General features: G+C 63.2%; 21 protein-coding genes and 1 other annotated feature. Of the genes, 18 read left to right on the top strand and 3 right to left on the bottom strand.

Features of this window, described 5'->3' with window-relative positions; translation table 11 throughout:
* The 14 genes from smc (at position 1) to B5E67_RS09370 (ending at position 14,692) form a co-directional block, all read left to right on the top strand.
* On the top strand, positions 1 to 3,558 hold the full coding sequence (smc, locus tag B5E67_RS09435) for a chromosome segregation protein SMC (protein ID WP_087384935.1): 3,558 nt from the start codon (positions 1 to 3) through the stop codon (positions 3,556 to 3,558).
* Positions 3,559 to 3,603: 45 nt separating this feature from the next.
* Positions 3,604 to 4,536 carry a signal recognition particle-docking protein FtsY gene (ftsY, locus tag B5E67_RS09430; RefSeq protein ID WP_087248089.1) on the top strand — a complete coding sequence of 311 codons (933 nt, stop codon included), beginning with the start codon at positions 3,604 to 3,606 and terminating at the stop codon, positions 4,534 to 4,536.
* A 2-nt stretch (positions 4,537 to 4,538) separates the two neighbouring features.
* Positions 4,539 to 5,177, top strand: a complete 639-nt coding sequence (rdgB, locus tag B5E67_RS09425) for an RdgB/HAM1 family non-canonical purine NTP pyrophosphatase (RefSeq protein ID WP_087364170.1) — start codon at positions 4,539 to 4,541, stop codon at positions 5,175 to 5,177.
* A 45-nt stretch (positions 5,178 to 5,222) separates the two neighbouring features.
* Entirely contained in the window at positions 5,223 to 5,519 is a 297-nt protein-coding gene (locus tag B5E67_RS09420; RefSeq protein ID WP_087248087.1) for a YhbY family RNA-binding protein, read from the top strand.
* The gene (gene nadD / locus B5E67_RS09415; RefSeq protein WP_087248085.1) at positions 5,516 to 6,181 is read left to right on the top strand and encodes a nicotinate (nicotinamide) nucleotide adenylyltransferase; all 666 of its coding nucleotides are present in this window, start codon (positions 5,516 to 5,518) and stop codon (positions 6,179 to 6,181) included. The genes B5E67_RS09420 and nadD overlap by 4 nt, the downstream gene beginning before the upstream one ends.
* Positions 6,182 to 6,207: 26 nt before the next feature.
* Positions 6,208 to 6,783: a bis(5'-nucleosyl)-tetraphosphatase (symmetrical) YqeK gene (gene yqeK, locus B5E67_RS09410; RefSeq protein ID WP_087248083.1), complete on the top strand. Its 576-nt coding sequence runs from the start codon at positions 6,208 to 6,210 to the stop codon at positions 6,781 to 6,783.
* A gap of 265 nt (positions 6,784 to 7,048) precedes the next feature.
* On the top strand, positions 7,049 to 8,545 hold the full coding sequence (locus tag B5E67_RS09405; RefSeq protein ID WP_087384933.1) for an LCP family protein: 1,497 nt from the start codon (positions 7,049 to 7,051) through the stop codon (positions 8,543 to 8,545).
* Between the two features lie 22 nt (positions 8,546 to 8,567).
* Positions 8,568 to 8,954 (top strand): ribosome silencing factor, encoded by a 387-nt coding sequence (gene rsfS, locus B5E67_RS09400; RefSeq protein ID WP_087248079.1) that lies wholly within the window; start codon positions 8,568 to 8,570, stop codon positions 8,952 to 8,954.
* A gap of 71 nt (positions 8,955 to 9,025) precedes the next feature.
* Positions 9,026 to 11,575, top strand: a complete 2,550-nt coding sequence (gene leuS, locus B5E67_RS09395) for a leucine--tRNA ligase (RefSeq protein WP_087248078.1) — start codon at positions 9,026 to 9,028, stop codon at positions 11,573 to 11,575.
* A 162-nt stretch (positions 11,576 to 11,737) separates the two neighbouring features.
* Complete coding sequence (rpsU, locus tag B5E67_RS09390; protein ID WP_087170910.1) at positions 11,738 to 11,914, top strand: 30S ribosomal protein S21; 177 nt, start codon at positions 11,738 to 11,740, stop codon at positions 11,912 to 11,914.
* A gap of 117 nt (positions 11,915 to 12,031) precedes the next feature.
* Positions 12,032 to 12,535 carry a YqeG family HAD IIIA-type phosphatase gene (locus B5E67_RS09385; RefSeq protein WP_087248076.1) on the top strand — a complete coding sequence of 168 codons (504 nt, stop codon included), beginning with the start codon at positions 12,032 to 12,034 and terminating at the stop codon, positions 12,533 to 12,535.
* Positions 12,532 to 13,401 (top strand): TIM barrel protein, encoded by an 870-nt coding sequence (locus B5E67_RS09380; RefSeq protein WP_087248074.1) that lies wholly within the window; start codon positions 12,532 to 12,534, stop codon positions 13,399 to 13,401. The genes B5E67_RS09385 and B5E67_RS09380 overlap by 4 nt, the downstream gene beginning before the upstream one ends.
* Before the next feature lie 113 nt (positions 13,402 to 13,514).
* The gene (gene efp, locus B5E67_RS09375; RefSeq protein WP_087248073.1) at positions 13,515 to 14,072 is read left to right on the top strand and encodes an elongation factor P; all 558 of its coding nucleotides are present in this window, start codon (positions 13,515 to 13,517) and stop codon (positions 14,070 to 14,072) included.
* 71 nt (positions 14,073 to 14,143) lie between these two features.
* Positions 14,144 to 14,692: a CD1247 N-terminal domain-containing protein gene (locus tag B5E67_RS09370; protein ID WP_087384930.1), complete on the top strand. Its 549-nt coding sequence runs from the start codon at positions 14,144 to 14,146 to the stop codon at positions 14,690 to 14,692.
* 126 nt (positions 14,693 to 14,818) lie between these two features.
* Here B5E67_RS09370 and B5E67_RS09365 read toward each other — a convergent pair whose 3' ends face one another.
* The 3 genes from B5E67_RS09365 to B5E67_RS09355 all read right to left on the bottom strand — a co-directional run bounded on the left by B5E67_RS09365 (position 14,819) and on the right by B5E67_RS09355 (position 19,535).
* Complete coding sequence (locus B5E67_RS09365) at positions 14,819 to 15,109, bottom strand: hypothetical protein (protein ID WP_087248069.1); 291 nt, start codon at positions 15,107 to 15,109, stop codon at positions 14,819 to 14,821.
* Between the two features lie 451 nt (positions 15,110 to 15,560).
* Entirely contained in the window at positions 15,561 to 18,824 is a 3,264-nt protein-coding gene (locus tag B5E67_RS09360; RefSeq protein WP_242956905.1) for an FtsX-like permease family protein, read from the bottom strand.
* A gap of 6 nt (positions 18,825 to 18,830) precedes the next feature.
* On the bottom strand, positions 18,831 to 19,535 hold the full coding sequence (locus tag B5E67_RS09355) for an ABC transporter ATP-binding protein (protein ID WP_087248067.1): 705 nt from the start codon (positions 19,533 to 19,535) through the stop codon (positions 18,831 to 18,833).
* 1,132 nt (positions 19,536 to 20,667) lie between these two features.
* Positions 20,668 to 20,939, top strand: a binding site (T-box leader).
* A gap of 88 nt (positions 20,940 to 21,027) precedes the next feature.
* On the opposite strand from B5E67_RS09355, the gene B5E67_RS09350 reads away from it, so the two are divergent.
* From B5E67_RS09350 to leuB, 4 genes are read left to right on the top strand one after another with little or no spacing between them, the layout of a single operon-like run.
* Positions 21,028 to 22,680 (top strand): 2-isopropylmalate synthase, encoded by a 1,653-nt coding sequence (locus tag B5E67_RS09350; RefSeq protein ID WP_087384928.1) that lies wholly within the window; start codon positions 21,028 to 21,030, stop codon positions 22,678 to 22,680.
* Between the two features lie 25 nt (positions 22,681 to 22,705).
* Positions 22,706 to 23,965: a 3-isopropylmalate dehydratase large subunit gene (gene leuC, locus B5E67_RS09345; protein WP_087364020.1), complete on the top strand. Its 1,260-nt coding sequence runs from the start codon at positions 22,706 to 22,708 to the stop codon at positions 23,963 to 23,965.
* A 21-nt stretch (positions 23,966 to 23,986) separates the two neighbouring features.
* Entirely contained in the window at positions 23,987 to 24,481 is a 495-nt protein-coding gene (gene leuD, locus B5E67_RS09340; protein WP_087246465.1) for a 3-isopropylmalate dehydratase small subunit, read from the top strand.
* Between the two features lie 15 nt (positions 24,482 to 24,496).
* Complete coding sequence (gene leuB / locus B5E67_RS09335; protein ID WP_087246466.1) at positions 24,497 to 25,573, top strand: 3-isopropylmalate dehydrogenase; 1,077 nt, start codon at positions 24,497 to 24,499, stop codon at positions 25,571 to 25,573.
* Positions 25,574 to 25,766: the final 193 nt, after the last annotated feature.

The following is a 25,766-nucleotide window of genomic DNA, read 5'->3' as shown; positions in this document are numbered from 1 at the left end:
ATGGTATTAAAAGAGCTGGAGATCCAGGGCTTCAAGAGCTTCCCGGACAAGGTCAAGATCACCTTTGACAAGGGGGTCACCGGGGTGGTGGGGCCCAATGGCTCGGGCAAAAGCAACCTGTCCGACGCGATCCGCTGGGTGCTGGGCGAGACCAGCAGCCGCCAGCTGCGCAGCGCCGGCAAGATGGAGGATGTCATCTTCGGCGGAACGCGGCGCCGGGGGGCCATGGGCTACGCATCGGTCCGGCTGACGCTGGACAATGCCGACCACACCCTGGACCTGGAGGCCGACCAGGTGGTGATCGGCCGGCGGTACTACCGCTCGGGAGACAGCGAATACACCATCAACGGCCAGGTCTGCCGACTGAAAGACATCTACGAACTGCTGCTGGACACCGGCATCGGCCGGGATGGCTATTCCATCATCGGCCAGGGCCAGATCGCCGAGATTGTGGCGGCCAAGGGCAGCGAGCGGCGGGAAATTTTTGAGGACGCCTGCGGCATCGCCAAGTACCGCTACCGCAAAAACGAGGCCGAACACCGCCTCGCCGCCGCCGAGGCCAATCTGGAACGGCTGCGGGATATCCTGGCCGAGCTGGAAAGCCGGGTGGGCCCCCTGGCCAAGGAAGCCGAAAAGGCCAAGGCCTATCTGGCTCTGGCGGACCGGCGCAAAAGCCTGGAGATTACCCTCTGGGTGGAGAATATCCGGGCCGCCCGGGCCGCGCTGCAGCAGCTGCGGCGGGACTACGACACCGCCCAGGCCGCCTGGGAGCGCCACGACAAAAAGGACAAGGCATTGCAGCAGGAGGCTGAGGAGATCCGTATGCAGGCACAGCGTCTCACGGTGGAGATCGAGCGCCTGAATGGGGATATCCGCAGTATCACCCAGCAGATCAGCGGCAGCGACAGCCGGATTGCGGTGCTGGAAAACGACCGGGTTCACGCCCGCCAGAGCGCCGAGGCCCTGCGCCAGGAGCTGGCCCAGGGCCAGACCGAGCAGGAGGCCGCCGCTGCGGAACTGGACCGGCAGAAGGCCGCCGCCGCACAGATGGAGCAGGAGGCCGCCGCCCTGGCCCGGGAGATGGAGGAGCTGAGCGGTCAGCTGGCCGCCCTGCAGAGCCGCACCGATGCGGCCAGCGCCCGCCAGGAAGAGCTGCGGGCCCGGCTCAGCGATGTGACCGCCCGGGAGACGGCGGCCCGGGTGGAGGAGGCCGCGGCCCATGCCGCCGCCGAATCGGCCCGCAGCCGCCTGCCTGAAGCCCAGGCAGGGGCGAAAGCCCAGATGGATCAGCTGGCCCAGCTGGAAGAAAACCAGGTCGACACCCGGAAGTATCTGGAGATGCTGGCCGCCGGCGAAAAGCAGCTGGCCAACGTCAGGGCGGGCCTGACCCTCAAGCTGAACAGCCGCCGGAAGGCCCTGGCCGCCGCCGAGGAGGCGGAGCGGGAGCTCTCCCGCAGCCGGGACGCCGCCGCGCAGCGGCTGTCGGTGCTGAAAGAGCTGGAAAAGAACATGGAAGGCTACCAGCACTCGGTCCGTGCCGTGATGCAGGCCGCCGCAGGAGGACGCCTGCGGGGGATCATCGGGCCGGTGTCCTCCATCCTGACGGTGGAGGCCGGGTGTGAGCTGGCGGTGGAAACCGCCCTGGGCGCCGCCATGCAGAACATTGTGGTGGAGAACGAGGCCGCCGCCAAGGCGGGCATCGCCCTGCTGCGGCGGGAAAACGCCGGCCGGGCCACCTTCCTGCCCCTGGACACCGTTCAGCCGGGACTGTTCCGGGGCGAATTGCCCCTGTCGGCCCGGCTGGCCAGCAGCCTGGTGCGGGCGGACAGTCGGTATCAGAACATTGTCTCCAACCTGCTGGGCCGGATTGTGGTGGTGGAGGACATCAACGCCGCGGGCAAGGTGGCCCGCGCCCTCCAGTACCGCAACCGGGTGGTCACCATGGACGGCCAGGTGGTCAACGCCGGCGGCAGCTTTACCGGCGGCAGCGTCCAGCGGTCGGCGGGCCTGTTCACCCGCCGGCAGGAGATTCAGGAACTGAAAGAAAAACTGGCCCGGCTGGAACAGGACTGCGCCGCCGCCCGCCAGAAAACCGCCCAGTGCAAGAGCCAGGCCGACGCAGTGATCGCCGACCTGACCGCCACGGAGAGCGAGGAGCGGACCGCGGCAGAGGACCGGGTCCGGGCCGAGGCCGAGCGCAAGCGGCTGGAACTGGCAGTGGAACAGGCCCGGGAGAACGCCGGCCAGCGTTCCGCCGAGGCCCAGGCCCTGGAGGCGGAAGCCGCCGCCCAGGAACAGGCCGCCCAACAGGCCGCCGCCCGGCGGGAAGCTCTGGCCGGAGAGGCCGAACAGCTCACCGGCGAGCTGGCCCGCCTGACCCAGGGCGGGGACGACTTTGCAGCCCAGCAGAGCCGTCTGTCGGGGGCTCTGGCCCAGAAACAGCTGGACCAGCTGGCCCGGCAGAAGGATGCCGAGCTGTGCCGCAGCCGGGTGGCCGACTGGGAACAGCGGCTGGCCGAGGCCGGCGCCCGAAAAGAGACCCTGGAGGAAAACATCCGGGTTCTGGAAGCCCAGGACCAGGAGATGGTCCGGGCCATCCAGCAGGTAAAGGATGAGGCCGAACAGGGCCGGCGTACCATTCAGGAGAAGGAGGCCGCCATCCGCAAGGCAGCCGATGCCCGGATGGAACAGCAGGCCGCCGAGACCAAAGCCCAGGCCGCCGCCCGGGCCGCCGCCGAGGAACGGGAGGAGGCGGGCCGGGAGATGGCCCGCCTGTCCGAGCGCAAGAGCGCCGCAGAAGGGGAGTACGACCAGCTGGCGGCCAAGCTCTGGGACGAATACCAGCTGGCCCCCACCGATGCGGCCAAATACTGCGTCGAGTATACTTCCATGGTGGCTCTGCGGGCCCAGGTGGCCGAGGTGCGGGGAAAAATCCGCGCCCTGGGCAGTGTCAACGTGGGGGCGGTGGAGGAATACCAGGAAGTCCGTACCCGCTACGACACCCTGAAAACCCAGGTGGAGGACGTGGAGGAGAGCCGCAGCCGGCTGATCCGGATGATCGGAGAGCTGAACGGCCAGATGCGGGATCTGTTCAGCCGCAACTTTGCCGCCATCAACCAGAATTTCGGCCGGGTCTTTGCTGAATTGTTCGGCGGAGGCGAGGCGTCCCTATCCCTGGAAAACCCCGAGGACGTTCTGGGCAGCGGCATCGACATCCAGGTCAGCCCCCCGGGCAAGGTGATCCGCAATCTGGAAGCCCTCTCGGGCGGAGAGCGGGCCCTGGTGGCCATCAGCATCTACTTCGCCATCCTGGCGGTGAACCCCTCGCCCTTCTGCATCCTGGACGAGATCGAGGCCGCCCTGGACGACGCCAACGTGGTGCGGTTCGCCCAGTATCTGCGGCGGATCGGGGAAAAGACCCAGTTCATCGTCATCACCCACCGCCGCGGCACCATGGAGGCCGCCGACGTCCTCTATGGCGTGACCATGCAGGAAGACGGGGTGTCCAAGCTGCTCCGGCTGGATCTGGACCAGGTGGACGCCACCCTCGTCTCATAACATACAGACCAGACAGACTTACATACTAGCAGGAGGATTCCCCCTATGGGTTTGTTCGGAAGAAAAAACAAGGAAAAGATGGAAAACGGCCTCAAAAAGACCCGCACCGGCTTTTGGGGCAACATCATCAACACCCTCACCGGGGCCGAGATCACCGACGATCTCTACGATGACCTGGAGGAACAGCTGATCCTGGCCGACGTGGGCGCCGAGGTGGCGCTCCACCTGGTGGAACGGCTGCGTGAGGAAGTGAAGAACCAGCACCTCAAGACCGGCGACCAGGCCATGGACGCCCTGCGGGAAATCCTGCGGGAGGAGATGGAGCCGGGCACCGAGATGGACCTGAGCGGCCATCCCGCCGTCATCCTGGTGATCGGCGTGAACGGCGTGGGCAAGACCACCAGCATCGCCAAGCTGGCCAACTATTACCGGGAGCAGGGCCGCCGCGTCATGCTGGCGGCAGGCGATACCTTCCGTGCCGCGGCCAGCGAACAGCTGGACATCTGGGCCGGACGGGCCGGGGTGCCCATTGTCAAGGCCGGCGAGGGCGCCGACCCGGCGGCGGTCATCTTCGACACCGTCAAGTCGGCCCAGGCCCGGGGCTATGACATGGTGATTGCCGACACCGCCGGCCGTCTGCACAACAAGGCCAACCTGATGGCCGAGCTGTCCAAGATCAGCCGCAGCGTCCGCAAGGCCGCCCCCGACGCCAGCCTGGAAACGCTGCTGGTGCTGGACGCCATCACCGGCCAGAACGCCATCAGCCAGGCCCGGGAATTCTGCCGGGCCGCCGACGCCAGCGGCATCATCCTGACCAAGCTGGACGGCACCGCCAAGGGCGGCTGCGTGGTGGCGGTCAAGCGGCGGCTGGGCCTGCCGGTGCGGTTCATCGGCGTGGGCGAGGCCATCGACGACCTGCTGCCCTTTGATGCAGCGGGCTTTGTCGAGGAGCTGCTGCCCCGCAAATGGAGGAGCTGACCATGAAAATTTGTGCAGCAACCGGCAATCCCGGCAAGCTCAAGGAGCTGCGCCGGATTCTGGAGGCCCAGGGCCATCAGGTCCTGAGCCAGAAGGAGCTGGGCCTGGATCTGGACCCCGAGGAGACCGGCACCACCTTCGCCGAGAACGCCGCCATCAAGGCGGCAGCCTTTGCGGCGGCCAGCGGCCTGCCCACCGTGGCGGACGATTCGGGCCTCTGCGTGGAGGCTCTGGACGGCGCACCGGGGGTCTACAGCGCCCGCTACTGCGGCCATCACGGGGACGATGAGGCCAACAACGACAAGCTGCTGGAGGCCATGCGGGATGTCCCGGCGGGAAAGCGGGGCGCCAAGTTTGTCTCGGCGGTCTGCTTCCGGATGCCGGACGGCCGCACCCTGACCTGTATGGGCGAGTGCCCCGGCCAGGTGGCCTTTGACCGGCAGCCGGGGGACTATGGCTTTGGCTATGATCCCCTGTTCATCCCCGACGAGCGGGGTACCGCCGACGGCGGCAAGCGCCCCAACACCGAGCGGGACAGCTACGCCCAGCTCACCCCCGACGAAAAAGATGCCATCAGCCACCGCGGCCGCGCCCTGGAGGCGCTGGAAGCCCGGCTGGAGGCGTTCCTGCAGGAAAAGTAACGTGTGAGATCCGCCCAGGACGGAGGACATAAAAGGAGAAATCGTATGCTGACAAGTAAACAGCGCGCCATTCTGCGCGGCAAGGCCAACACCATGGACCCGGTCTTTCAGATCGGCAAGGGCGAGATCGACCAGACCCTCATTGACGCTGTGAAGGCCTGCCTGGACGCCCGGGAGCTCATCAAGCTGAAGGTGCTGGAGACCAGTATGTACAATGCCCGGGAGGCCTCCATCGTTCTGGCTGAGGCCACCGGCGCCGACTGCGTGCAGGTGATCGGTTCCAAGTTTGTGCTGTACCTTCAGAAGAAAAAGGACAGCGCCTACGCCGACCTGCTGAAATGAAGGTCCTGCTGTATGGCGGCACCTTTGACCCGCCCCACAACGGCCACCTGAACAATTTGCAGGCGGCGGCGGAGCGGGTGAGGCCGGACCAGGTGGTGGTGATGCCGGCGGGGGTGCCCCCGCACAAGGCGGCCAGCTCCACCCCGGCGGCCCTGCGCCTGGAAATGTGCCGCTGTTTTTACGCCCTGGAAGGGACACCGTATCTGCCCCGGATCACGGTCAGCGACTGGGAAATCCGCCAGGCGGCCGCCGGACAGCGCAACTATACCGTTCGGACCATCGAGATGCTGGGCCAGACCTATCCGGAGGCCCGGCTGTATCTGGCGGTGGGCAGCGATATGCTGGAATCCTTCCAGGCGTGGTACCGCTGGCAGGATATCCTCCGCCTGGCCCAGCTGGTGGTGGTGAGCCGGGAAATCGGGGACGACTGTGTCCTGCACAGCGCCGCCCGGGCCCTGGACCCCACCGGCAGCCGCATCCTGATGACCCAGGTGGAGGCCCTGCCCATGGCCAGCCGGGAGATCCGGCGCCGGCTGGAAGCGGGGGAGGACTGTGCCGCCGCCCTGCCGGAGCAGGTGCGGCAGGTGATCCGGCGGGAGGGGCTGTACACCGGCCCCGGCCATGAGGCCATCCCGCACCCCTGCCAGCATCCGGAACCCTGATTGGATCAAGAAAGGAAGGCTGCTCTATGGATCTGAAGGAAGCAAAAGATGTGGCCCGCAAGCGCCTGGGGGACAAGCGCTACCGTCACACCCTGAACGTGGAAAAAATGGCCGTCAAACTGGCCGAGCGCTACGGCGCCGACTGTGACCAGGCCGCGCTGGCGGCCCTGCTCCACGACACCGCCAAGGAAATGCCGGTGGCGGACCAGCTGGCGCTGCTGCGGGCCCATCCCGACCTGGCAGGGAACACCGAAAACCGCCCCACCCCCATCTGGCATGGGGTCTGCGCGGCCATCCTGGCCAAGACCGAATGGGGCGTCACCGACGAGGCGGTTCTCTCGGCGGTGGCCTGCCACACGGCGGGCAAGCCGGGGATGACCCTGCTGGACAAGATCCTCTTTCTGGCCGACATGACCAGCGCCGAGCGGGACTTCGACGGGGTGGAGGAGCTGCGGAAACTGGAGATGGAGGACATCGACCAGGCCATGTACCAGGCCCTGGACCAGTCGGTCTCCTTTGTGAAAAAGGGCGGCCGGCCCCTGGACTCCATGTCCGCCGCCGCCCGGGAAGACTTCCGCAGGATTCTGGACCAGCGGGCCTGAATTTGACCTATCCGTGAAGGTTTGTCAAAACGGATTGCAGATTCTGCCCGAGAATGCTATACTACTAAGAGATTGCGCCGCCAGCATGCAGGAAACCCCTTCCCCCAGGCTGCGGCGCACCGGCTTTGGTTTTGGGGCGCAGCGCCGCCCCGGCCAGAGGTTAAGAAGAAAGAAAGTGACTGTGCCCCTCCCGGTGGCACGGGATGGATGAATTTTGAAGGAAAGTGATCGCCTGCCCCGGGCAGGCCGATGAAGGAGACAAGCTATGAGTGGAACGCCTCGCCGCATCAATACCGACCGTTCACTGGGAACTCCCACTGCAGGGAGCGGCGCAGGGGGCAGCGTTCCGCCCCGCCCGCCCGTCCGGCCCCAGGGGTCGGCGCCGCAGGAGGATGACGGCCAGAGCTTCTTCCGGATGGAGTCAGGGGAGGACAGCCGTCCGGCGGCCCGTCCGGTTCCCCAGGAGCGGACCGAAAGCCGTCCCGCCCATTCGGCCGGCGGCAATGGTGGCGGCAAGGAGCCGCCCCGCCACACCGGCGGCTCGGGCGGCCATGGCGGCGGACGGAAGCGCAAGCGCCTCTCTCCCATCTGGCTGCCGCTGGCGGTGGTGCTGGGCGTGGTGGCCCTGATCGGCTGCGGCGTGGTCTATGCGGTGAATTACGTCAACCGGGTGCAGGAGAGCATCCGCCCCGAGTCGGACGCCCCCTCCATTGTGGAGGAAATCCAGACGCTGGAGGAGTACAAGGGGGATGTGGTCAACATACTGGTCTGCGGCATCGACTATGAGGAAGGCCGGGCCTACGGCGACGGCAGCAACGACGGCATGACCGACATGATCCTCTACTGTCAGTTCGACATCAAGAACGGCGCGCTGCGGATGCTGCAGATCCCCCGCAACACCCTGGTTACCACCGAGAACCGCACCATCACCCTCTCCAGCGGCAAGACCTACAAGGCCTCCAACTACCAGATTAACTCGGTGGCCCTGTCCAACGGCGGCAGCATCGCCGCCCTGGCCGAGGTCATCTACGACCAGTACAAGCTGCCCATCGACTACTACGTCTCCATCAACATGGAGGCCCTCACCGAGGTGGTGGACAACTTCGGCGGCATCGAGGTCTATATCCCCCAGGATATTGAGTACAACGGCAGCTACCTGGCCAAGGGCTACCGCAACCTGGACGGCGCATCGGCGGAGTTCTTTGTCCGCAACCGCCACGGCGCAGGCTATGAGAACGCCGACATCGACCGCCTGAACATGCAGCGCTACTTCTACGCCGCCCTGTTCAAGCGGGCCCGCTCCATGGGCATTCAGGACATCCTGAACCAGATGCCCATCATCTTCAACAACTATATCCAGACCGATATGGATCTGATTACCCTGGGCAAGCTGGCCGTCTCCTTTATGAAGGTGGACAGCGCCAACATCATGATCGCCCAGACCCCCGTCTTCTCGGGCGGGGTGCCCTATATCGGTGCCACCGACAGCTTTGCAGGCTACTCCTGCGTGGTGCCGGATGCCGGCTCCATCGCAGAGCTGCTCAACACCTATTTCCGCACCTACACCGGCCCGGTCAGCGAGGATGAACTCAACCTGACCACCGACCATTGGCCCCACGGGTCGATGTCCACCAGCGCCAACATTCAGTTTATGGGCCAGCTGGACAAGGAGTCGGACGACGCCATTCTGGAAGGCGACACCGACGTGCAGGGCGCAGTGACCACCGACGGTCAGCCCGCAGGCGGGCAGGCCGCTCAATAAAATCTCAAGAGAAAGGGTTCCTATGGAAAATCTGAACGACAGCAAGACTCTTGCCATCCGCATCGCAAAGATCCTGGATAAGAAAAAGGCACAGCAGATCCGTGTGCTGAAGGTGCAGGATCTGACCGTTCTGACCGATTATTTCGTCATCGCCTCCGGTACCTCCACCACCCAGGTGGCGGCCCTGGCCGACGAGGTCCAGTTCCAGCTCTCCCAGGAAGGGGTTGAGCCCTATCACACCGAGGGCTTTGACTCCAAGAACTGGATTCTGCTGGACTACTCGGGGGTGATGGTGCACGTCTTTGTCCCGGGTACCCGCACCTATTACGACCTGGAGCACCTGTGGGCCGACGCCGAGACGGTGGACGTGTCCGAGTGGCTGGACCAGGCCGGCGAGGACGCCCAGTAACAAGCCCCAACCCGAGAGGGAAGCAATATAAAGCAACACCAAGTAAGTCAAAAGTCTGGAGCTGATACGAGATGAAGTATGATTACAAGGCCGTCGAGGCCAAATGGCAGAAGGTGTGGGAGGACGAAAAGACCTTCCACGCTGAAGTGGACCATTCCAAACCCAAGTTCTATGCGCTGGTGGAGTTCCCGTACCCGTCGGCTGCCGGCCTGCACGTGGGCCATCCCCGCAGCTACACCGCCCTGGACGTGGTGGCACGCCGCCGCCGTCAGTGCGGCTACAACGTTCTCTACCCCATGGGCTGGGACGCCTTCGGCCTGCCCACGGAAAACTACGCCATGAAGAACCACATTCACCCGGCCATCGTGACCAAGAACAATGTGGACCGCTTCCGGGCACAGCTCAAGTCCCTGGGCTTCTCGTTTGACTGGGACCGCGAGATCAACACCACCGACCCTGAGTACTACAAGTGGACCCAGTGGATTTTCCTCCAGCTGTACAAGCACGGCCTGGCCTACAAGAAGGAAATGAACGTCAACTGGTGCACCGGCTGCAAGTGCGTCCTGGCCAACGAGGAAGTGGTCAACGGCGTCTGCGAGCGGTGCGGCAGCGAGGTGGTTCACCGGGTCAAGAGCCAGTGGATGCTCAAGATCACCGAGTACGCCGACAAGCTGATCGACGGCCTGGACGGCCTGGACTACATCGACCGCGTTGTGGCTCAGCAGAAGAACTGGATCGGCCGCAGCTACGGCGCTGAGATCGACTTCGGCACCACCACCGGCGACACCGTGACCGTCTACACCACCCGGTGCGACACCCTGTTCGGCGCCACCTACATGGTCCTCTCCCCCGAGAACGCCCTGCTGGGCCGCTGGATGGAGGAGGGCATCATCCAGAATGCCGACGCCGTCAAGGCCTACCAGGCCGAGGCCGCCCGCAAGAGCGACTTTGAGCGCACCGAGATCAACAAGGAAAAGACCGGCGTCCGCCTGGAGGGCGTCATGGGCATCAACCCGGTGAACAACCAGGAGATTCCCATCTTCATCTCGGACTACGTCCTGGCCACCTACGGCACCGGCGCCATCATGGCCGTGCCCGCCCACGACAGCCGCGACTGGGAGTTCGCCAAGAAGTTTGGCCTGCCCATCGTGGAGGTGGTCAAGGGCAAGACCGAGTCCAACCTGGACAAGGAGGCCTTCACCGACGTGGCCACCGGCACCCTGGTGAACTCCGGCTTCCTGGACGGCCTGTCGGTCACCGACGCCAAAGAGAAGATGGCCGCCTGGCTGGAAGAAAACGGCAAGGGCCACAAGAAGGTCAACTACAAGCTGCGCGACTGGGTGTTCAGCCGTCAGCGCTACTGGGGCGAGCCCATCCCCATGGTCAAGTGCGAGAAGTGCGGCTGGCAGCCTCTGCCCGAGAGCAGCCTGCCCCTGACCCTGCCCGACATCGTGGACTTTGAGCCGGGCCCCGACGGCGAGAGCCCCCTGGCCCGCCACACCGACTGGGTCAAGACCACCTGCCCCTGCTGCGGCGGTCCCGCCGTCCGTGAGACCGACACCATGCCCCAGTGGGCTGGCTCGTCCTGGTACTTCCTGCGGTATATGGACCCCCACTGCAAGGACGCCATCGCCTCCAAGGAGGCCCTGGAGTACTGGTCTCCGGTGGACTGGTACAACGGCGGCATGGAGCACACCACCCTGCACCTGCTGTACAGCCGGTTCTGGCATAAGTTCCTGTACGACATCGGCGTGGTGCCCACCGCCGAGCCCTACCAGAAGCGCACTTCCCACGGCATGATCCTGGGTCTGAACCCCCACAACTTCGCCAACCTGCCCGCTGAGGAGCAGAAGAAGCTGCTGGAGGAGTACGGCAGCCAGAAGGCCGCCGAGAAGGCTCTGGAGGAGAAGTACGGCGAGATGAGCCGTCACCCCGTGGTCAAGATGTCCAAGTCTCTGGGCAACGTGGTCAACCCCGACGACGTGGTGGACGCCTACGGCGCTGACACCATGCGTCTGTATGAGATGTTCATGGGCGACTTTGAGCAGGCTGCCCCCTGGCAGACCTCGGCCATCGCCGGCTGCAACCGCTTCCTGGACCGCGTCTGGGGCCTGATGGACAAGCGGGTGGAAGGCGAGGGCTACCGTCCCGCCGTCGAGACCCTGATGCACCAGACCATCAAGAAGGTGGGCGCAGATATCGAGGGCCTCAAGATGAATACCGCCATCGCTCAGCTGATGACCCTGGTGAACGCCCTGTACGACAACGGCGGCGCCACCAAGGCCGAGTTCGAGACTCTGGTGCAGCTGCTGAACCCCTTCGCTCCCCACATGACCGAGGAGCTGTGGGAGAAGCTGGGCCACAGCCACGACCAGCAGCTGGCTTATTATCCCTGGCCCAGCTACGACGAGGCCAAGTGCGTGGAGTCCACCGTGGAGATCGCTGTGCAGGTCAACGGCAAGGTCCGCGCCCGCCTGAGCGTCCCCGCTGACATCACCGCCGAGGACGCCATCGCCACCGCCAAGGCCGAGCCCGCTGTGGCCGAGGCCCTGGCCGGCAAAACCCTGGTGAAAGAGATCTACGTCAAGGGCCGCCTGGTCAATCTGGCCGTCAAAGGCTGATCCTACAGACCCCTGAAGGACTCTTTTCACGATTTGTTCAGAAAGTGGAGCGGAAAAACTTCGCCAAAAAGGTTGACTGAAACGCAAAAATGCGTTATACTGTCTCTGTTAGTTACCATGTAACAACGAAATTCCCGCCTCACGGTCCAAGGGAGGGATAAGATGTCGGAAATTCGTGTTAAAGAGGGCGAGTCGCTGGAAAGCGCACTGCGTCGCTTTAAGCGGAGCACTGCCCGCAGCGGCGTGCTCGCAGAGGTTCGTAAGCGCGAGGCTTACGAGAAGCCCTCTGTTCGCCGCAAGAAGAAGTCGGAAGCGGCCCGCAAGCGCAAGTACAAGTAATTGAGCCTTGCCCACGGTCCTGATGACCGCTGCGTTGCTAACGCCGATGTGGGAGAACCCTGTTTGGGGTTCTCCCATTTTTGTTGACCTGCTGCTCTGCAAAGGAGTTTTGCCTTTATGCTCATCACCCCGGAATATGTCTTTCAGGACGTGACCCACATCACGCCGGCCTTCCTGGCCGGCAAGGGGATCACCGCCCTGGTTCTGGATATCGACAACACCCTGACCGACGACGGCAGCCAGGAGCTGAGCGAGGATGTAGCAGCCTGGCTGGACACCATGCGCCGGGCCGGCATCGGGCTGACCATCGTGTCCAACGGCACCCCCCGGCGGGTGCGGCCCTTCGCCGAGAAAATCGGCCTGGACTATGTCTGCTGGGCGGCCAAGCCCCTGACCTTGGGGTTGTCGGTGGCCCGGCGGCGTCTGGGGGTTCCCCGGAGCCGGATGGCCATGGTGGGGGATCAGCTCTACGCCGACCGGATGGCCGCCGCCCTCTATGGCATCCCGGCCTTCATGGTGGTGCCCCGCGGCCCCGACCGGGGCGCCCAGGTCAAGATGAAGCGCAAATGGGAGCGCAGCCACTGGCAGGCCTATTATGACCGGGGAGGGAAGCTGCTGTGACCGAGCCGCAGATCCGTTTCGGCCCTGCCGGCATGGGAGACAGCTTCGCCGCCCAGGGCTACAAGACCAGCCTGGATATCCCCGCCTATACCGCCGGCATGGGCCTGAACGCCTTTGAATACCAGTGCGGCCACGGCGTCCGCCTGGCCGAGGACAAGGCCCGCAAAATGGCCGCCCTGGCGGCGGAAAAAGGGGTGGTGTTCAGCGTCCACGCCCCCTATTATATCAGCATGTCCAGCCTGGACGAGGAAAAGCGTCTGGGCAGCATCCGCTATCTGCTCCAGAGCTGCGCCCTCTGCCGGGCGCTGGGCGGACAGAGGGTGATCTTTCACCCCGGCAGCTGCGGCAAACAGAGCCGCGCCGCCGCCCTGGAAAAAGCCCTGGACACCCTGCGCCGGGCCATGGAGGCTCTGGACGAGGCCGGTTATGGCGACATGACCCTCTGCCCCGAAACTCTGGGCAAGATCGGCCAGTTGGGCGACCTGGAAGAAGTGCTGGCCCTGTGCCAGGTGGACAAGCGCCTGGTGCCCTGCATCGACTTCGGCCACCTGAACGCCCGCACCCTGGGCGGCATCCAGGGCAGGGAGGACTATGCCGCCATTCTCGACCGGCTGGGTGAGGCACTGGCCGATGACCGTGCGCGGCAGTTCCACGTCCATTTTTCCCGCATCGAGTTTTCCGCCGGCGGGGAAAAACGCCACTGGACTTTTGCCGAGACTCAGTACGGCCCCGAACCCCAGCCTCTGCTGGAACTGGTGGCCCAGCGAAAGCTGGCCCCCGTCATCATCTGCGAGAGCGCAGGCACCCAGGCGGAGGACGCCCGGGCCATGCAGCAGATGTGGAAAGCCGCACAAGGCGCTGTTTAAGCCGCCTTTTTGCCCCTTTTTTGCCGAAACCCCTTGCCAAACAATGCGCAATTGGGTACAATATTCTTAGATATGCGCGAGCATGAGATACTAAATTAATGGAGGAATTCCTTATGATTTCTGCAGGCGAATTTCGCAATGGCGTGACCTTTGAGCAGGACGGCCAGGTTCTCCAGGTCGTTGAGTTCCAGCACGTCAAGCCCGGCAAGGGCGCTGCCTTTGTCCGCACCAAGACCAAGAACGTCATCACCGGCGCTGTCATCGAGACCAGCTACAACCCCACCGCCAAGTTCCCTCAGGCCTTCATCGAGCGCCGTGAGGTGACCTATAGCTACCAGGACGGCGACCTGTACCACTTCATGGACAACGAGACCTACGACGATATCCCCGTCAACGCCAGCGATGTCCCCGATAACTTCAAGTTCTGCAAGGAGAACGAAGTCTGCAAGCTGCTGTCCTACAAGGGCAAGGTTTTCAGCGTCGAAATCCCCAACTTCATCGAGCTGACCGTCTCTGAGACCGAGCCGGGCATCCGCGGCAACACTGCCACCAACACCCTGAAGCCCGCTACTCTGGAGACTGGCGCCACCATCCGTGTGCCTCTGTTCATCAACGAGGGCGATGTGATCCGCATCGATACCCGCACCGGCGAGTATATGGAGCGCGTCTAATCTGACACCAAGCCGGGCTTGCGGGCTGACCGCCGGTCCGGCTTTTTGATTTTCACAGGGAGGGATAGACTATGGAACTGATCGAAAAAGCTGCCTATCTTCAGGGCTTGCTGGAAGGCCTGGAGCTGGACGAGTCCACCAAGGAAGGCAAAGTTTTTCACGCAATGAGCGATCTGCTGGCCGATATGGCCGCCACCATCAAGGCCCTGGAGCAGGACATCACCCAGGCGGAGGACCATCTGGAAGCCCTGCGCGGCGACGTTGAGGAGCTGCAGGCCGACGTCTACGAGGACGACGAGGAGGACGACTCCGAGGCCCCCTGCTATGAGGTGGATTGCCCCAACTGCGGTGAGACGGTCTACGTCACCGAGGAAGATCTAGACGCCGGCGAGGCCTTCTGCGCCAACTGCGGCTGCACCTTTGAGGTGGCCCTGGACGACGCAGAGGAAGACGACGACCAGGCCCAGGAAGATCTGGAGGCCGAGGACGCCAGCTATGAGGTCACCTGCCCGCTGTGCGGCGCTGTGACCGTGCTGAGCGAGGACGAGCTGCTGTCGGGCAAGGCCCGCTGCGCAGGCTGCGGCAAGCCTCTGGAGATTGATCTGCCGGCAGAGGAGTAAAACTCCCCCCGGCGTGCCCCCCCGCAGGCAAAACCCAAACAAAAAACCCCCGCCCGGTCAAACGCCGGGACGGGGGATTTTTTTGCGCTTACGAAAACCTGAAGAGCTTCTCCATGCAGCAGGTCATCAGCGGGTGGCGGCCAGGGCCTTTTCCAGCCAGATGGAACCGATGTCCAGGGCATTGTACAGCCCGTGGCGGACCGACTGACGGGCAGTGCGCTCCTTGATGGGCTTGGACAGGTCGGTGGACAGGAGGGTGACCTGGACCTTGTCGGGGGTCTCGTTGCCGTCCACCGGGGCGGTGGTCAGGATCTGGAGATAAAGCACATAGGGGTCGGTCATCCAGCCGTAGTAGAGCTCATTGTCCTTGCGGACGAGGGGCTTGCCTTTATAGGTCATTTTGGGTTTATAGGACATTCCAAAGCCTCCCTTATCTTTGAAGCCCGCTGCCCGGCGCAGCCGCACAGCTGGGCTGATTATAAAAAACTCTCTCTTAGTATAACATAAAAGCAAAGGCTTTACAAATGATAAATTTGCGAATGCCTCCGCAGCGCCGCAGATTGGACGCATCTTCGATGGAAAAAACCGATGTCCGGGGCTTTGCCCGGGCCGGTGCGGACGGTAAATCCGCGGGTGAAAAGAGGCGAAAAAGGAAACCGTCCCGCGCTTGCGGCTGCACGGGACGGTTCATTGCGGTATTCGGTTTGGTATGAGGAGGAATCATGTGTTACAGGTAGCGGTTGCGGCCCCGCCGTCCCTGTGTCTATAAGATACCAAAGATTTATACATAAACTGTTTTGAATCTATGAATCTTTTGTAAACTCTAACCATCTTTTTCCCCATTGGCCCGCCGCAGGGAGAACTGGGGTTATTCGGGAGCCTTCATGCTCTCCACCATGCTGATGTTCCGCACCTGACGGCGCATCATCCGACAGACCGCCACCGTGAACAGCAGGGTCAGGGCCACGCTGTACAGGAAGCTGGTGGGTTCCAGAGCGCGAATGAACATCATCTGTTCCGACTCCACGGTGCGGATGACAAACTGGTGCATGGGGGCGCCGATGAGCAGGCCCACCACGGCGCCGATGACGCTCAGCAGCTCAATCTCCCGGAAGATATAGCGGTAGACTTCCTTGTCAAAGAAGCCCAGCACCTTGATGGTGGCCAGCTCCTTTTTCCGCTCGCCGATGTTGACGCTGATGAGGTTGTACAGCACCACCGCGGCCAGAGCTGCCGCACAGGCGATGATCAGCAGAACCACATAGTTGATGCAGGTGATGGTGCTGTCGTACATGGCGGCGGTGTCGGCGGTGAAGGAGGTGCTGGCCACATAGTTGCAGCCCAGCAGGATGGTGCTCAGGTTCTCCCGGTCCGAGTCGGTCTCACAGGAGGTGGACACATAGACGGTGTTCCATGCGGGATCGGCCACCAGGCGGTCCAGGGTCTTCTGGGTCACATAGAGGTAGGCTCCCAGATAGTTCTTGGCCACGCCGGTGAGGGTCAGCTCCACATAGGAACCGTTGGTGCCCTGCACCCAGAAGGTATCTCCGGCCGACAGGCCCAGCAGCTCGGCGGTCTTTTCGCTCAGCACCACGCTGCCGTCGGTGAAGGGCAGCTCATTGCCCGTGCGGCTCTCCAGGGTGAAGTATTCGGTCAGCTTCTGGGGGGCCTCGGCGGCCACCAGGGTGACGCTCAGCTCGTTGCTGCCGTCCTTGGTGTCCGACACCGAGACGGTGCGGGTGTAGAAGGCGCCCCAGCTCTCCACCTCATCCCGGGAGGTGAGGGCCTCGGTGAGGCCGCCCTCCACTTCCAGAGCCTTGTCGCTGGACAGGGAGATGGTCAGGTCGGCCTTCTGGATGGTGTCATACTGCCGGGTGACGATCTCCACAATGGAGTCCTGCAGGCCAAAGCCGATCAGCAGCAGGGCGGTGCAGCCCGCCACGCCCAGCACCGTCATATAGAACCGCTTTTTGTAGCGGAACAGGTTGCGGGCGGTGGTCTTCTGGGAGAAGGTCATCCTGCGCCACAGGGGGCGGATGCGCTCCAGGAAAATCCGTTTGCCGGCGGCAGGAGCCCGGGGCAGCAGCAGGGCGGCGGGTTTCTCCCGCAGGGAAACCCGGCAGGCCGCCAGGGTGGTGAGGCCCACCACGCCGGTGCTGATGAGGATGCTCATGACTGCCAGGCCGGGATAGATCCGCAGCTGGAAGGTGGGCAGGTCAAAGACGGTGGAGTAGGCGAACCAGATGACGGCGGGCAGGCCGTAGAAGCCCAGTATCATGCCGCCGGCACAGCCCAGCAGCCCGGCGGTGATGCCGTAGACCAGGTACTTGGCGGTGATCTCCCGGTCGCTGTAGCCCAAGGCCTTGAAGGTGCCCATCTGGGTGCGGTTTTCCTCCACCATCCGGGTCATGGTGGTGCTGGCCACCAGGGCCGCCACCAGGAAGAAGAAGATGGGGAACACCCGGGCGATGGACTCAATGCGGTCGGCGTTCTGCTCGAACATGACCATCGAAACCACGCTGCCCCGGTCCAGGACGTACCATTCGCCGCTGGTGATGTCGTCCACCTGCTCCTGGGCGTCGTTCAGCTGCTGGCGGGCGTCGGCCAGCTGGGCCTCGGCGTCGGCCTTCTGCTGGGCGAATTCCGCGGCGCCCTCGTTGTACTCGGTCCAGCCCTGGTCCAGCTGGGCACGGGCGGATTCCAGCTGCTTTTCGGCGGCGTCAAAGGCGGTCCACGCCTGGGCGTTGCCGGTGTTCAGGGCCAGCTGGCCCGAGAGAAGATCCAGTTTCATCTGCCGCAGGGCGGCTTCCGCCTCGGTCACCAGTTCCTCGTTGGAGAGGTTGGGGGAGGAGATCAGACCCTGCTGGTACATCTGGCGCTTGCCCTCGTCCAGCTGGGCCTGGTAGTCGGCCAGCTGCTGATAGGTGGAGTCATAGAGGGCCTGGGCACGGGCCAGCAGGTCCCGCAGCTCCACATAGTTGACGTCGTCGGGCTCGGCCTCCTCCAGGGCGGCCTCGGCATTGGCCAGAATGTCCTCGGCGTAGCCCAGCATGGGGTCGGCCACGCTTTTCAGGGTAACCAGCTGCTTGATCTGTTCCAGCTGGGCCTCAAAGTCCAGCACCTGCGCCTGGGCGTCCACCAGCTGGTCGGCGCCGCTAGCCATGGAGTCGGGCAGGGCGGCCTTCTGGGCTTCCAGCTGGGCCAGCCCGCTGGCGTATTCGGCCTCGCCCTGATCCAGCTGGGCTTTGGCGTCGTCCAGCTGCTGCTGGGCCTCAGCCAGCTGGGCCTGGGCTTCCGCTTCCTTGGCCTCAAACTCGACCCGGGCGTCATCCAGCTGGGCCTGGGCAGAGTCAATCAGGTCGTTCCGCCGCTGGTCCGACTGCTGGGCGCTGATGGCTTCCAGCCCGTCCATGACGGTGTCCACGGCGGCCTGGTATTCGTCGGAATAGTTGTCGTACGGGGCGGCGTCTGCCACCTTGATGTAGCAGGAGGCGTAGTAGTCCATGGTCAGACTGCCGTCGGGGGTGTAAATGGCCATCCCCAGAGCGCCGTTGCCGGCGGTGGTGCTCTCGGTCTCATTGGAGAAGTAGAGCGGGTCTTTTACAAAGCCCACCACCGTCAAAGTATCGGTCGCCACGTCGGACGCGCCCGACAGGGTGATGACGTCCCCCAGCCGGATGCTGGAGGCCGCGCCGGGGTCCAGTACCTGGACCACGCACTCGCCGGAGGCCTCGGGCATCCGGCCCGATTCCAGCACCAGGCGGTTCATGGTGGCCTCGTCGGTGAGGGTGGGGTAGACCGGCAGCTGCTGCACCCGCACCGCCAGGGTATTGCCCTTGCGGTAGCTGGCCTCACAGTCCACCGATTTCACCGGCATGACGGCGTCCACGCCTTCCACCGCCGAGATGGCCTCGATGTCCTTTTCGCTGAGGCCCAGGGTGGACACCACCCGGATATCAAAGACATTCTGCTGGGTGTACCAGGTGTTGCCGGCCCGGCGCATGCCGGGGGCGACGCTGAGCAGGCCCGACAGCATCATGACACCCAGCAGGACGATGCCGAACACCGAGGCAAAGCGGCTTTTGCTGGCGGAAAGTTCCCGCCACATATTTTTCCGATAGGTCTTTTTCACGTTGGCTCACCACTCGATCTCTTCCACCGGGACAGGGTGCTCGTTCACCTCGTTGGAGATGATCTGGCCGCTTCGCACCTGTACGATCCGGTCGGCCATACCGGTTAAGGCTGTGTTGTGAGTGATGACGATGACGGTACGGCCAGTCTTGCGGCAGGTATCCTGCAGCAAAGCCAGCACCGACTTGCCGGTCTTGTAGTCCAGAGCGCCGGTGGGCTCGTCACACAGAAGGATCTTGGGGTTTTTGGCCAGGGCGCGAGCGATGGCCACGCGCTGCTGTTCACCGCCCGACAGCTGGGCGGGGAAGTTATTGAGCCGCTGGCCCAGGCCCACGCTTTTCAGGGTTTCGGCGGGGTCCAGGGGATTGCGGCAGATCTCGATGGCCAGTTCCACGTTTTCCAGGGCGGTGAGGTTCTGTACCAGGTTATAGAACTGGAACACAAACCCCACGTCGTACCGGCGGTAGGCGGTGAGCTCTTTTTCGTCAAAGCGGCTGACCTCGGCGCCGTCCAGGACAATACGGCCCTCGTCGCAGCGGTCCATGCCGCCCAGCATATTCAGCAGGGTGGTCTTGCCAGCGCCGGAGGGGCCCACGATGACGCAGAACTCCCCCTTGTTGACATGAAAGGTCATGTGATCCGCCGCGGCGACCCGGACGTCGCCGGTCTGGTAGTATTTCGACACGTCCGAAAAACTGACAAATGCATCCATGGATACCACCTTCGCTTTCCGTATCTTTGCGCGCCGCGCAGGAGCGTTTCTTTTGCTACTCTAATAGTACAACAAACTGACCTGCAGATGCAAGGCTAAGCCGGTTGTTTTAATGCAAACTTTACAAATCACCCCGCTTTTTCGAGAAAAAGCTTGGCAAAAAGCTTTACTGGGTACCATGAACTCTGGCCGCTCTTTATACACCCCTGCCGGCGGCAAACACACCTTACTCACACGACGTTTGCGCCTGCGGCGCGGTACGATGCATGGTTTTGTGGAGGCTGATTCATCTGGTGCCGCGCTGACTGCTGCAGTCCTCACCAAGTCCTGCCGGCGGCCTGGTTTCAGCGTACCATGAACTCTGGCCGCTCTTTATACACTCCCGCCGGCGGCAAACACGCCTTGCTCACACGACGTTTGCGCCTGCGGCGCGGTACGATGCATGGTTTTGTGGAGACTGATTCATCTGGTACTGCGCTGACTGCTGCAGTCCTCACCAAGTCCTGCCGGAGGTCGGGGTTCAGACACTTTATCGCTTTATGAGGTTCCCGGCCGGCGGCCCTGTGTGTCCGGGAACTGTGCAGGCCGATCTTTTGGGGAACCATCGGCAGGGCCCTGGGCGGATCACAAAAGTCGACGGTACGATGAAATGAGGCCAGGGAAAACCTTATATCGCATCGCGCCACAGACGCAAACGCCGGGAGCCTTCTAAAGCGGATGACAATGCTTGACCTGTAAAATCAGGTTTTGAGTCCGTTTGCATCGAACCGGGGCACAGCCCCAGACGCCGGGAGCCTTCTAAAGCGGATGACAATGCTTGACTTGTAAAATCAGGTTTTGAGTCCGTTTGCATCGAACCGGGGCACAGCCCCAGACGCCGGGAGCCTTCTAGAGCGGATGACAATGCTTGACCTGTAAAATCAGGTTTTGAGTCCGTTTGCATCGAACCGGGGCGCAGCCCCAAACGCCGGGTGCGAGCCTGGGCGTAGAGGCCCCGCGGAAGTGTCGGAGACCCGGAAAGTGTATGGTACCCAGTGAAGTTTTTTGCCAAGCTTTTTTTCAAAAAAGCGGAAAAGTCGGGGTTGACTTTAGGAGCGTAGAGTGATAAAATAAGCGCAATGTTAGCAATCAACCAAATGCGCTGACGGGGAAAAATCGAAGGATGTCCCGCTTGCAGAGAGCCGCCGGGTGGTGTAAGGCGGTGTGGGAACTTTCGGCTACTGGCCCCTGAGCAGCGAAGCTGAACGATCATTTCCAGTAGGCTTCGACGGATGCCCACCGTTATTGGGGCAGCGATTCGCCGCCAGTGGCTGGCTGATCGTGTCGAGCGGCCGCATCATCTGCGGCAAAGAGAGTGGTACCACGGGTGCCCTGTAAAAGAACTTACAGGCTCTCGTCTCTCAGGGCTTTCGCCCCCTGAGCGACGAGGGCCTTTTTGTATGCGCAGCCAGGGATTCGACGTATTTTACGCATCGTTTAGGAGGATACCGCTATGATGGACGCCACCAAGTACGCACCCGGATACTACCCCGCACCCGCCGGCTATGACAGCTGGGTCAAGAAAGACCACATCGAGACCGCTCCCGCCTTCTGCAGCGTGGACCTGCGGGACGGCAACCAGGCTCTGATCGTCCCCATGAGCCTGGAGGAAAAAATCGAGTTCTTCCAGATGCTGGTCAAGATCGGCTTCAAGGAGATCGAAGTGGGTTTCCCCGCCGCCAGCGAGACCGAGTATGAGTTCCTGCGGACTTTGATCGAGCAGAACATGATCCCCGAGGACGTTACCGTCCAGGTTCTGACCCAGTGCCGCGACCACATCATCCGCCGTACCTTCGAGGCCGTCAAGGGCGCTCCCCGGGCCGTCATCCACTTCTACAACTCCACCTCGGTGGCCCAGCGGGAACAGGTGTTCCACAAGTCCAAGGACGAGATCAAACAGATCGCCATCGACGGCGCCAAGCTGGTCAAACAGCTGAGCGAGGAATATGAGGGCAACTTCCTGTTTGAGTACAGCCCCGAGAGCTTCACCGGCACCGAGCCCGACTACGCTCTGGAAGTCTGCAACGCCGTCATCGACATCATGGAGCCCACCCCCGACCGTCCCATGATCATCAACCTGCCGGTCACGGTGGAGATGAGCATGCCCCACATCTACGCCAGCCAGATCGAGTACTGCTCGGCCCACCTCCACAACCGGGACAGCGTCATCCTCTCCACCCATCCCCACAACGACCGCGGCACCGGCGTGGCCTGCGCCGAGCTGGCCGTCCTGGCGGGCGCACAGCGAATTGAGTGCTGCCTGTTCGGCAACGGCGAGCGCACCGGCAATGTGGACGCCATCACTCTGGCCCTGAATATGTACAGCCATGGCGTAGATCCCAAGCTGGACTTCTCCGACCTGCCCGCCATCTGCGAGACCTACGAGCGGGTCACCCGGATGCATGTCTATGAGCGCAGCCCCTACGCCGGCCAGCTGGTGTTCGCCGCCTTCTCGGGCAGCCATCAGGACGCCATCGCCAAGGGCATGAACTACCGCAAGGCCAACGGCGAGCACCGCTGGACCTGCCCCTATATCCCCATCGATCCCCACGACATCGGCCGTACCTACGACGCCGACGTCATCCGCATCAACAGCCAGAGCGGCAAGGGCGGCATCGGCTTTGTGCTGGAACAGAACTTCGGCTACAACCTGCCCGCCAAAATGCGGGAGGATCTGGGCTACAAGGTCAAGGCCGTGTCCGACCACAGCCACAAGGAACTGTCCGCCGCCGAGGTCTGCCGTATCTTTGAGCAGGAATACCTCAACAAGCAGAAACCCCTCAACGTGGCCGAGGCCCACTTCATCCAGAAGAGCGGCATCACCGCATCGGTCACCCTGGAGATGAACGGCTCCACCCGCGAAGTGGTGGCCATCGGCAACGGCCGTCTGGACGCTGTGGCCAACGCCATCCAGACCGCCACCGGCATGGACTTCCACCTGGAGCAGTACTCTGAGCACAGCCTGGACGGCGGCTCCACTTCCCGCGCCGCCTCCTATGTGGGCCTGGTCTGGGGCGACGGCACCACCACCTGGGGCGCCGGCACCGACACCGACATCATTGTGGCCGGTATCCGGGCGCTGGTGTCGGCCATCAACAACAAGTGAGAATGGATGAAGGGAGAACCATATCATGGGAATGACTCTGACGCAGAAGATTCTGGCCGCTCACGCGGGCCTGGACCAGGTCAAGGCCGGCCAGCTCATCAACGCCAAGCTGGACATCGTCCTGGGCAACGACATCACCACCCCGGTGGCCATCAACGAGTTTGAGAAGGCCGGCTTTGACAGCGTGTTCGACAAGGAGCACATCGCCATCGTCCTGGACCACTTCGTCCCCAACAAGGACATCAAGAGCGCCACCCAGTCCAAGCAGTGCCGCACCTTCGCCAACAAATACGACATCCTCAACTTCTACGACGTGGGCGAAATGGGCATTGAACACGCCCTCCTGCCTGAAAAAGGCATCGTCACCGCCGGCGACTGCATCATCGGCGCCGACAGCCACACCTGCACCTACGGCGCTCTGGGCGCCTTTTCCACCGGCGTGGGCTCCACCGACATGGCCGCCGGTATGGCCACCGGCATGGCATGGTTCAAGGTGCCCGCCGCCATCCGGTTCGTCCTCACCGGCTCGCTGCCCGAGCGGGTCTCGGGCAAGGACCTGATCCTCTCCATCATCGGCCAGATCGGCGTGGACGGCGCTCTGTACAAGTCCATGGAGTTCACCGGCCCCGGCGTGGCCAGCCTCACCATGGAGGACCGTCTGTGCGTCTGCAACATGGCCATTGAGGCCGGCGCCAAGAACGGCATCTTCCCGGTGGACGAGGTGACCAAGGCCTATCTGGCCGGCCGCAGCCAGCGCACCCCCGTCTATTACGAGGCTGACCCCGACGCCGAGTACGAGCAGACCATCGAGATTGACCTGTCCGCCCTGGTGCCCACCGTCAGCTATCCCCACCTGCCCGAGAACACCCACCCCGCCAGCGAGGGCGGCGACATCAAGATCGATCAGGTGGTGATCGGCAGCTGCACCAACGGCCGTCTGGAGGACATGGAGGCCGCCTACAACATCCTCAAGGGCAAGCACATCGCCAAGGGCGTCCGGGGCATCATCATTCCGGCCACCATGGCAGTCTATAAAGAGTGCATCCGCCGCGGCTGGGCCGAGGCCTTCATCGATGCAGGCTGCATCGTCTCCACCCCCACCTGCGGCCCCTGCCTGGGCGGCTACATGGGCATCCTGGCCGAGGGCGAGCGCTGCGTCTCCACCACCAACCGCAACTTCGTGGGCCGCATGGGCCACGTCAAGAGCGAGGTCTACCTGGCCAGCCCGGCCACGGCAGCCGCCTCGGCCCTCACCGGCTATATCACCGACCCCCGCACGGTCTGACGACGAAAGGAGCACACTGCAATGAACGCGAAAGGTCATGTTTTTAAATATCCCGACAACGTGGACACCGACGTCATCATCCCGGCCCGCTACCTGAACACCCAGGACGCCAAAGAGCTGGCCTCCCACTGCATGGAGGACATCGACAAGGAATTTGTCGCCAAGGTCCAGCCCGGGGACGTGATGGTGGGCGGCTGGAACTTCGGCTGCGGCTCCTCCCGGGAGCACGCACCCCTGTGCATCAAGACCAGCGGCATCTCGGTGGTCATCGCCAAGAGCTTTGCACGGATTTTCTACCGCAACAGCATCAACATCGGCCTGCCCATCCTGGAGTGTGAGGCAGCCGCCGAGGCCATCGAGGCCGGCGACCTGGTGAGCGTGGACTTTGACACCGGCGTCATCACCGACGAGACCACCGGCGCGGTCTTTCAGGCCGAGCCGTTCCCGCCCTTCATCCAGGAGATCATCGCCGCCGGCGGCCTGATGAACTCCATCCAGGCCAAGAACGCCAAGTAAGAAAGGGATACCGCCATGGAAAAGAACATTGCCGTCATCTGGGGCGACTGCGCCAGCCCCGAGATTGTCCGCCAGGCCCTGCGGGTGCTGGATAAGGTGGCCGAGAAATACGGCCACACCTTCCACTACATTGACACCGCCATGGGCGGCGAGGCCATCGACAAATACGGCGACCCGCTGCCCCAGCACGAGCTGGACAAATGCCTGGCCGCCGACAGCGTTCTGCTGGGCGCGGTGGGCGGCCCCAAGTGGGAGGGGATGCCCGGCGACAAGCGCCCCGAAAAGGGCCTGCTGCGCCTGCGGGCCGGCATGGGCCTGTACTCCAACAGCCGCCCGGCCAAAATCTGGCCCCAGCTGGCCCCGGCCAGCCCCCTCAAGCCTGAGATTGTGGCCCAGGGGATTGACTTCATCATTGTGCGGGAACTGACCGGCGGCGTCTATTTCGGCGAGCACCGCACCGACACCCTGCCCAGCGGCGAAAAGCAGGCGGTGGACCTGATGCCCTATTCCGAGCATGAGATCGAGCGGATCGGCCGCATCGGCTTTGAGACGGCTCAGAAGCGCCGCAAGAAGCTGTGCTGTGTGGATAAGGCCAACGTTCTGGACACCAGCCGCCTGTGGCGTGCGGTGATGCACCGCCTCCAGGCCGAGTATCCCGATGTGGAGTACAGCGAGATGTTCGTGGACAACTGCGCCATGCAGATCGTCAAGAATCCCGCCCAGTTCGACGTCATCGTCACCGAGAATATGTTCGGCGACATCCTGTCGGATGAGGCTTCCATGATTACCGGTTCCATCGGCATGATTCCCTCCTCCTCGCTGGGCGAGGGGACCCGGGGCCTCTATGAGCCCATCCACGGCTCGGCCCCCGACATTGCCGGCAAAGACGTGGTCAACCCCACCGCCTGCATCCTGTCGGCAGCCATGATGCTGCGCTACAGCTTCGGGATGGCGGCCGAGGCCGACTGCATTGAGGCGGCCGTGGGCAAGGTGCTGGATGCCGGCCTGCGCACCGCCGACAACATGAGCGAAGGCTGCACCTGCCTGGGCTGCGCCGCCATGGGCGACGCCATCCTTCAGGCGATGGACTGAACGCTGCGATTTCCTGTTATTTGAGACAAAGGCCCCTGTCCGATGCGGCTCGGATGGGGGTCTTTGTCGTTTGGAGGGGCCGGTCTGCGCCCCCGGCGACGGTAGCCGGAATGCGTCGTGAAAGGATTTCATTTGACAAAACAGTTTATGTAATCTATACTGGTGTCTATCAGATCTTTTTACAGAAAGAGAC

It is taken from the genome of Faecalibacterium sp. An122, assembly GCF_002160895.1.
GTDB lineage: Bacteria > Bacillota > Clostridia > Oscillospirales > Ruminococcaceae > Faecalibacterium.
The sequence above is the reverse complement of the archived record's forward strand: the minus strand, read 5'-3'. Positions and strand labels throughout refer to the sequence as shown.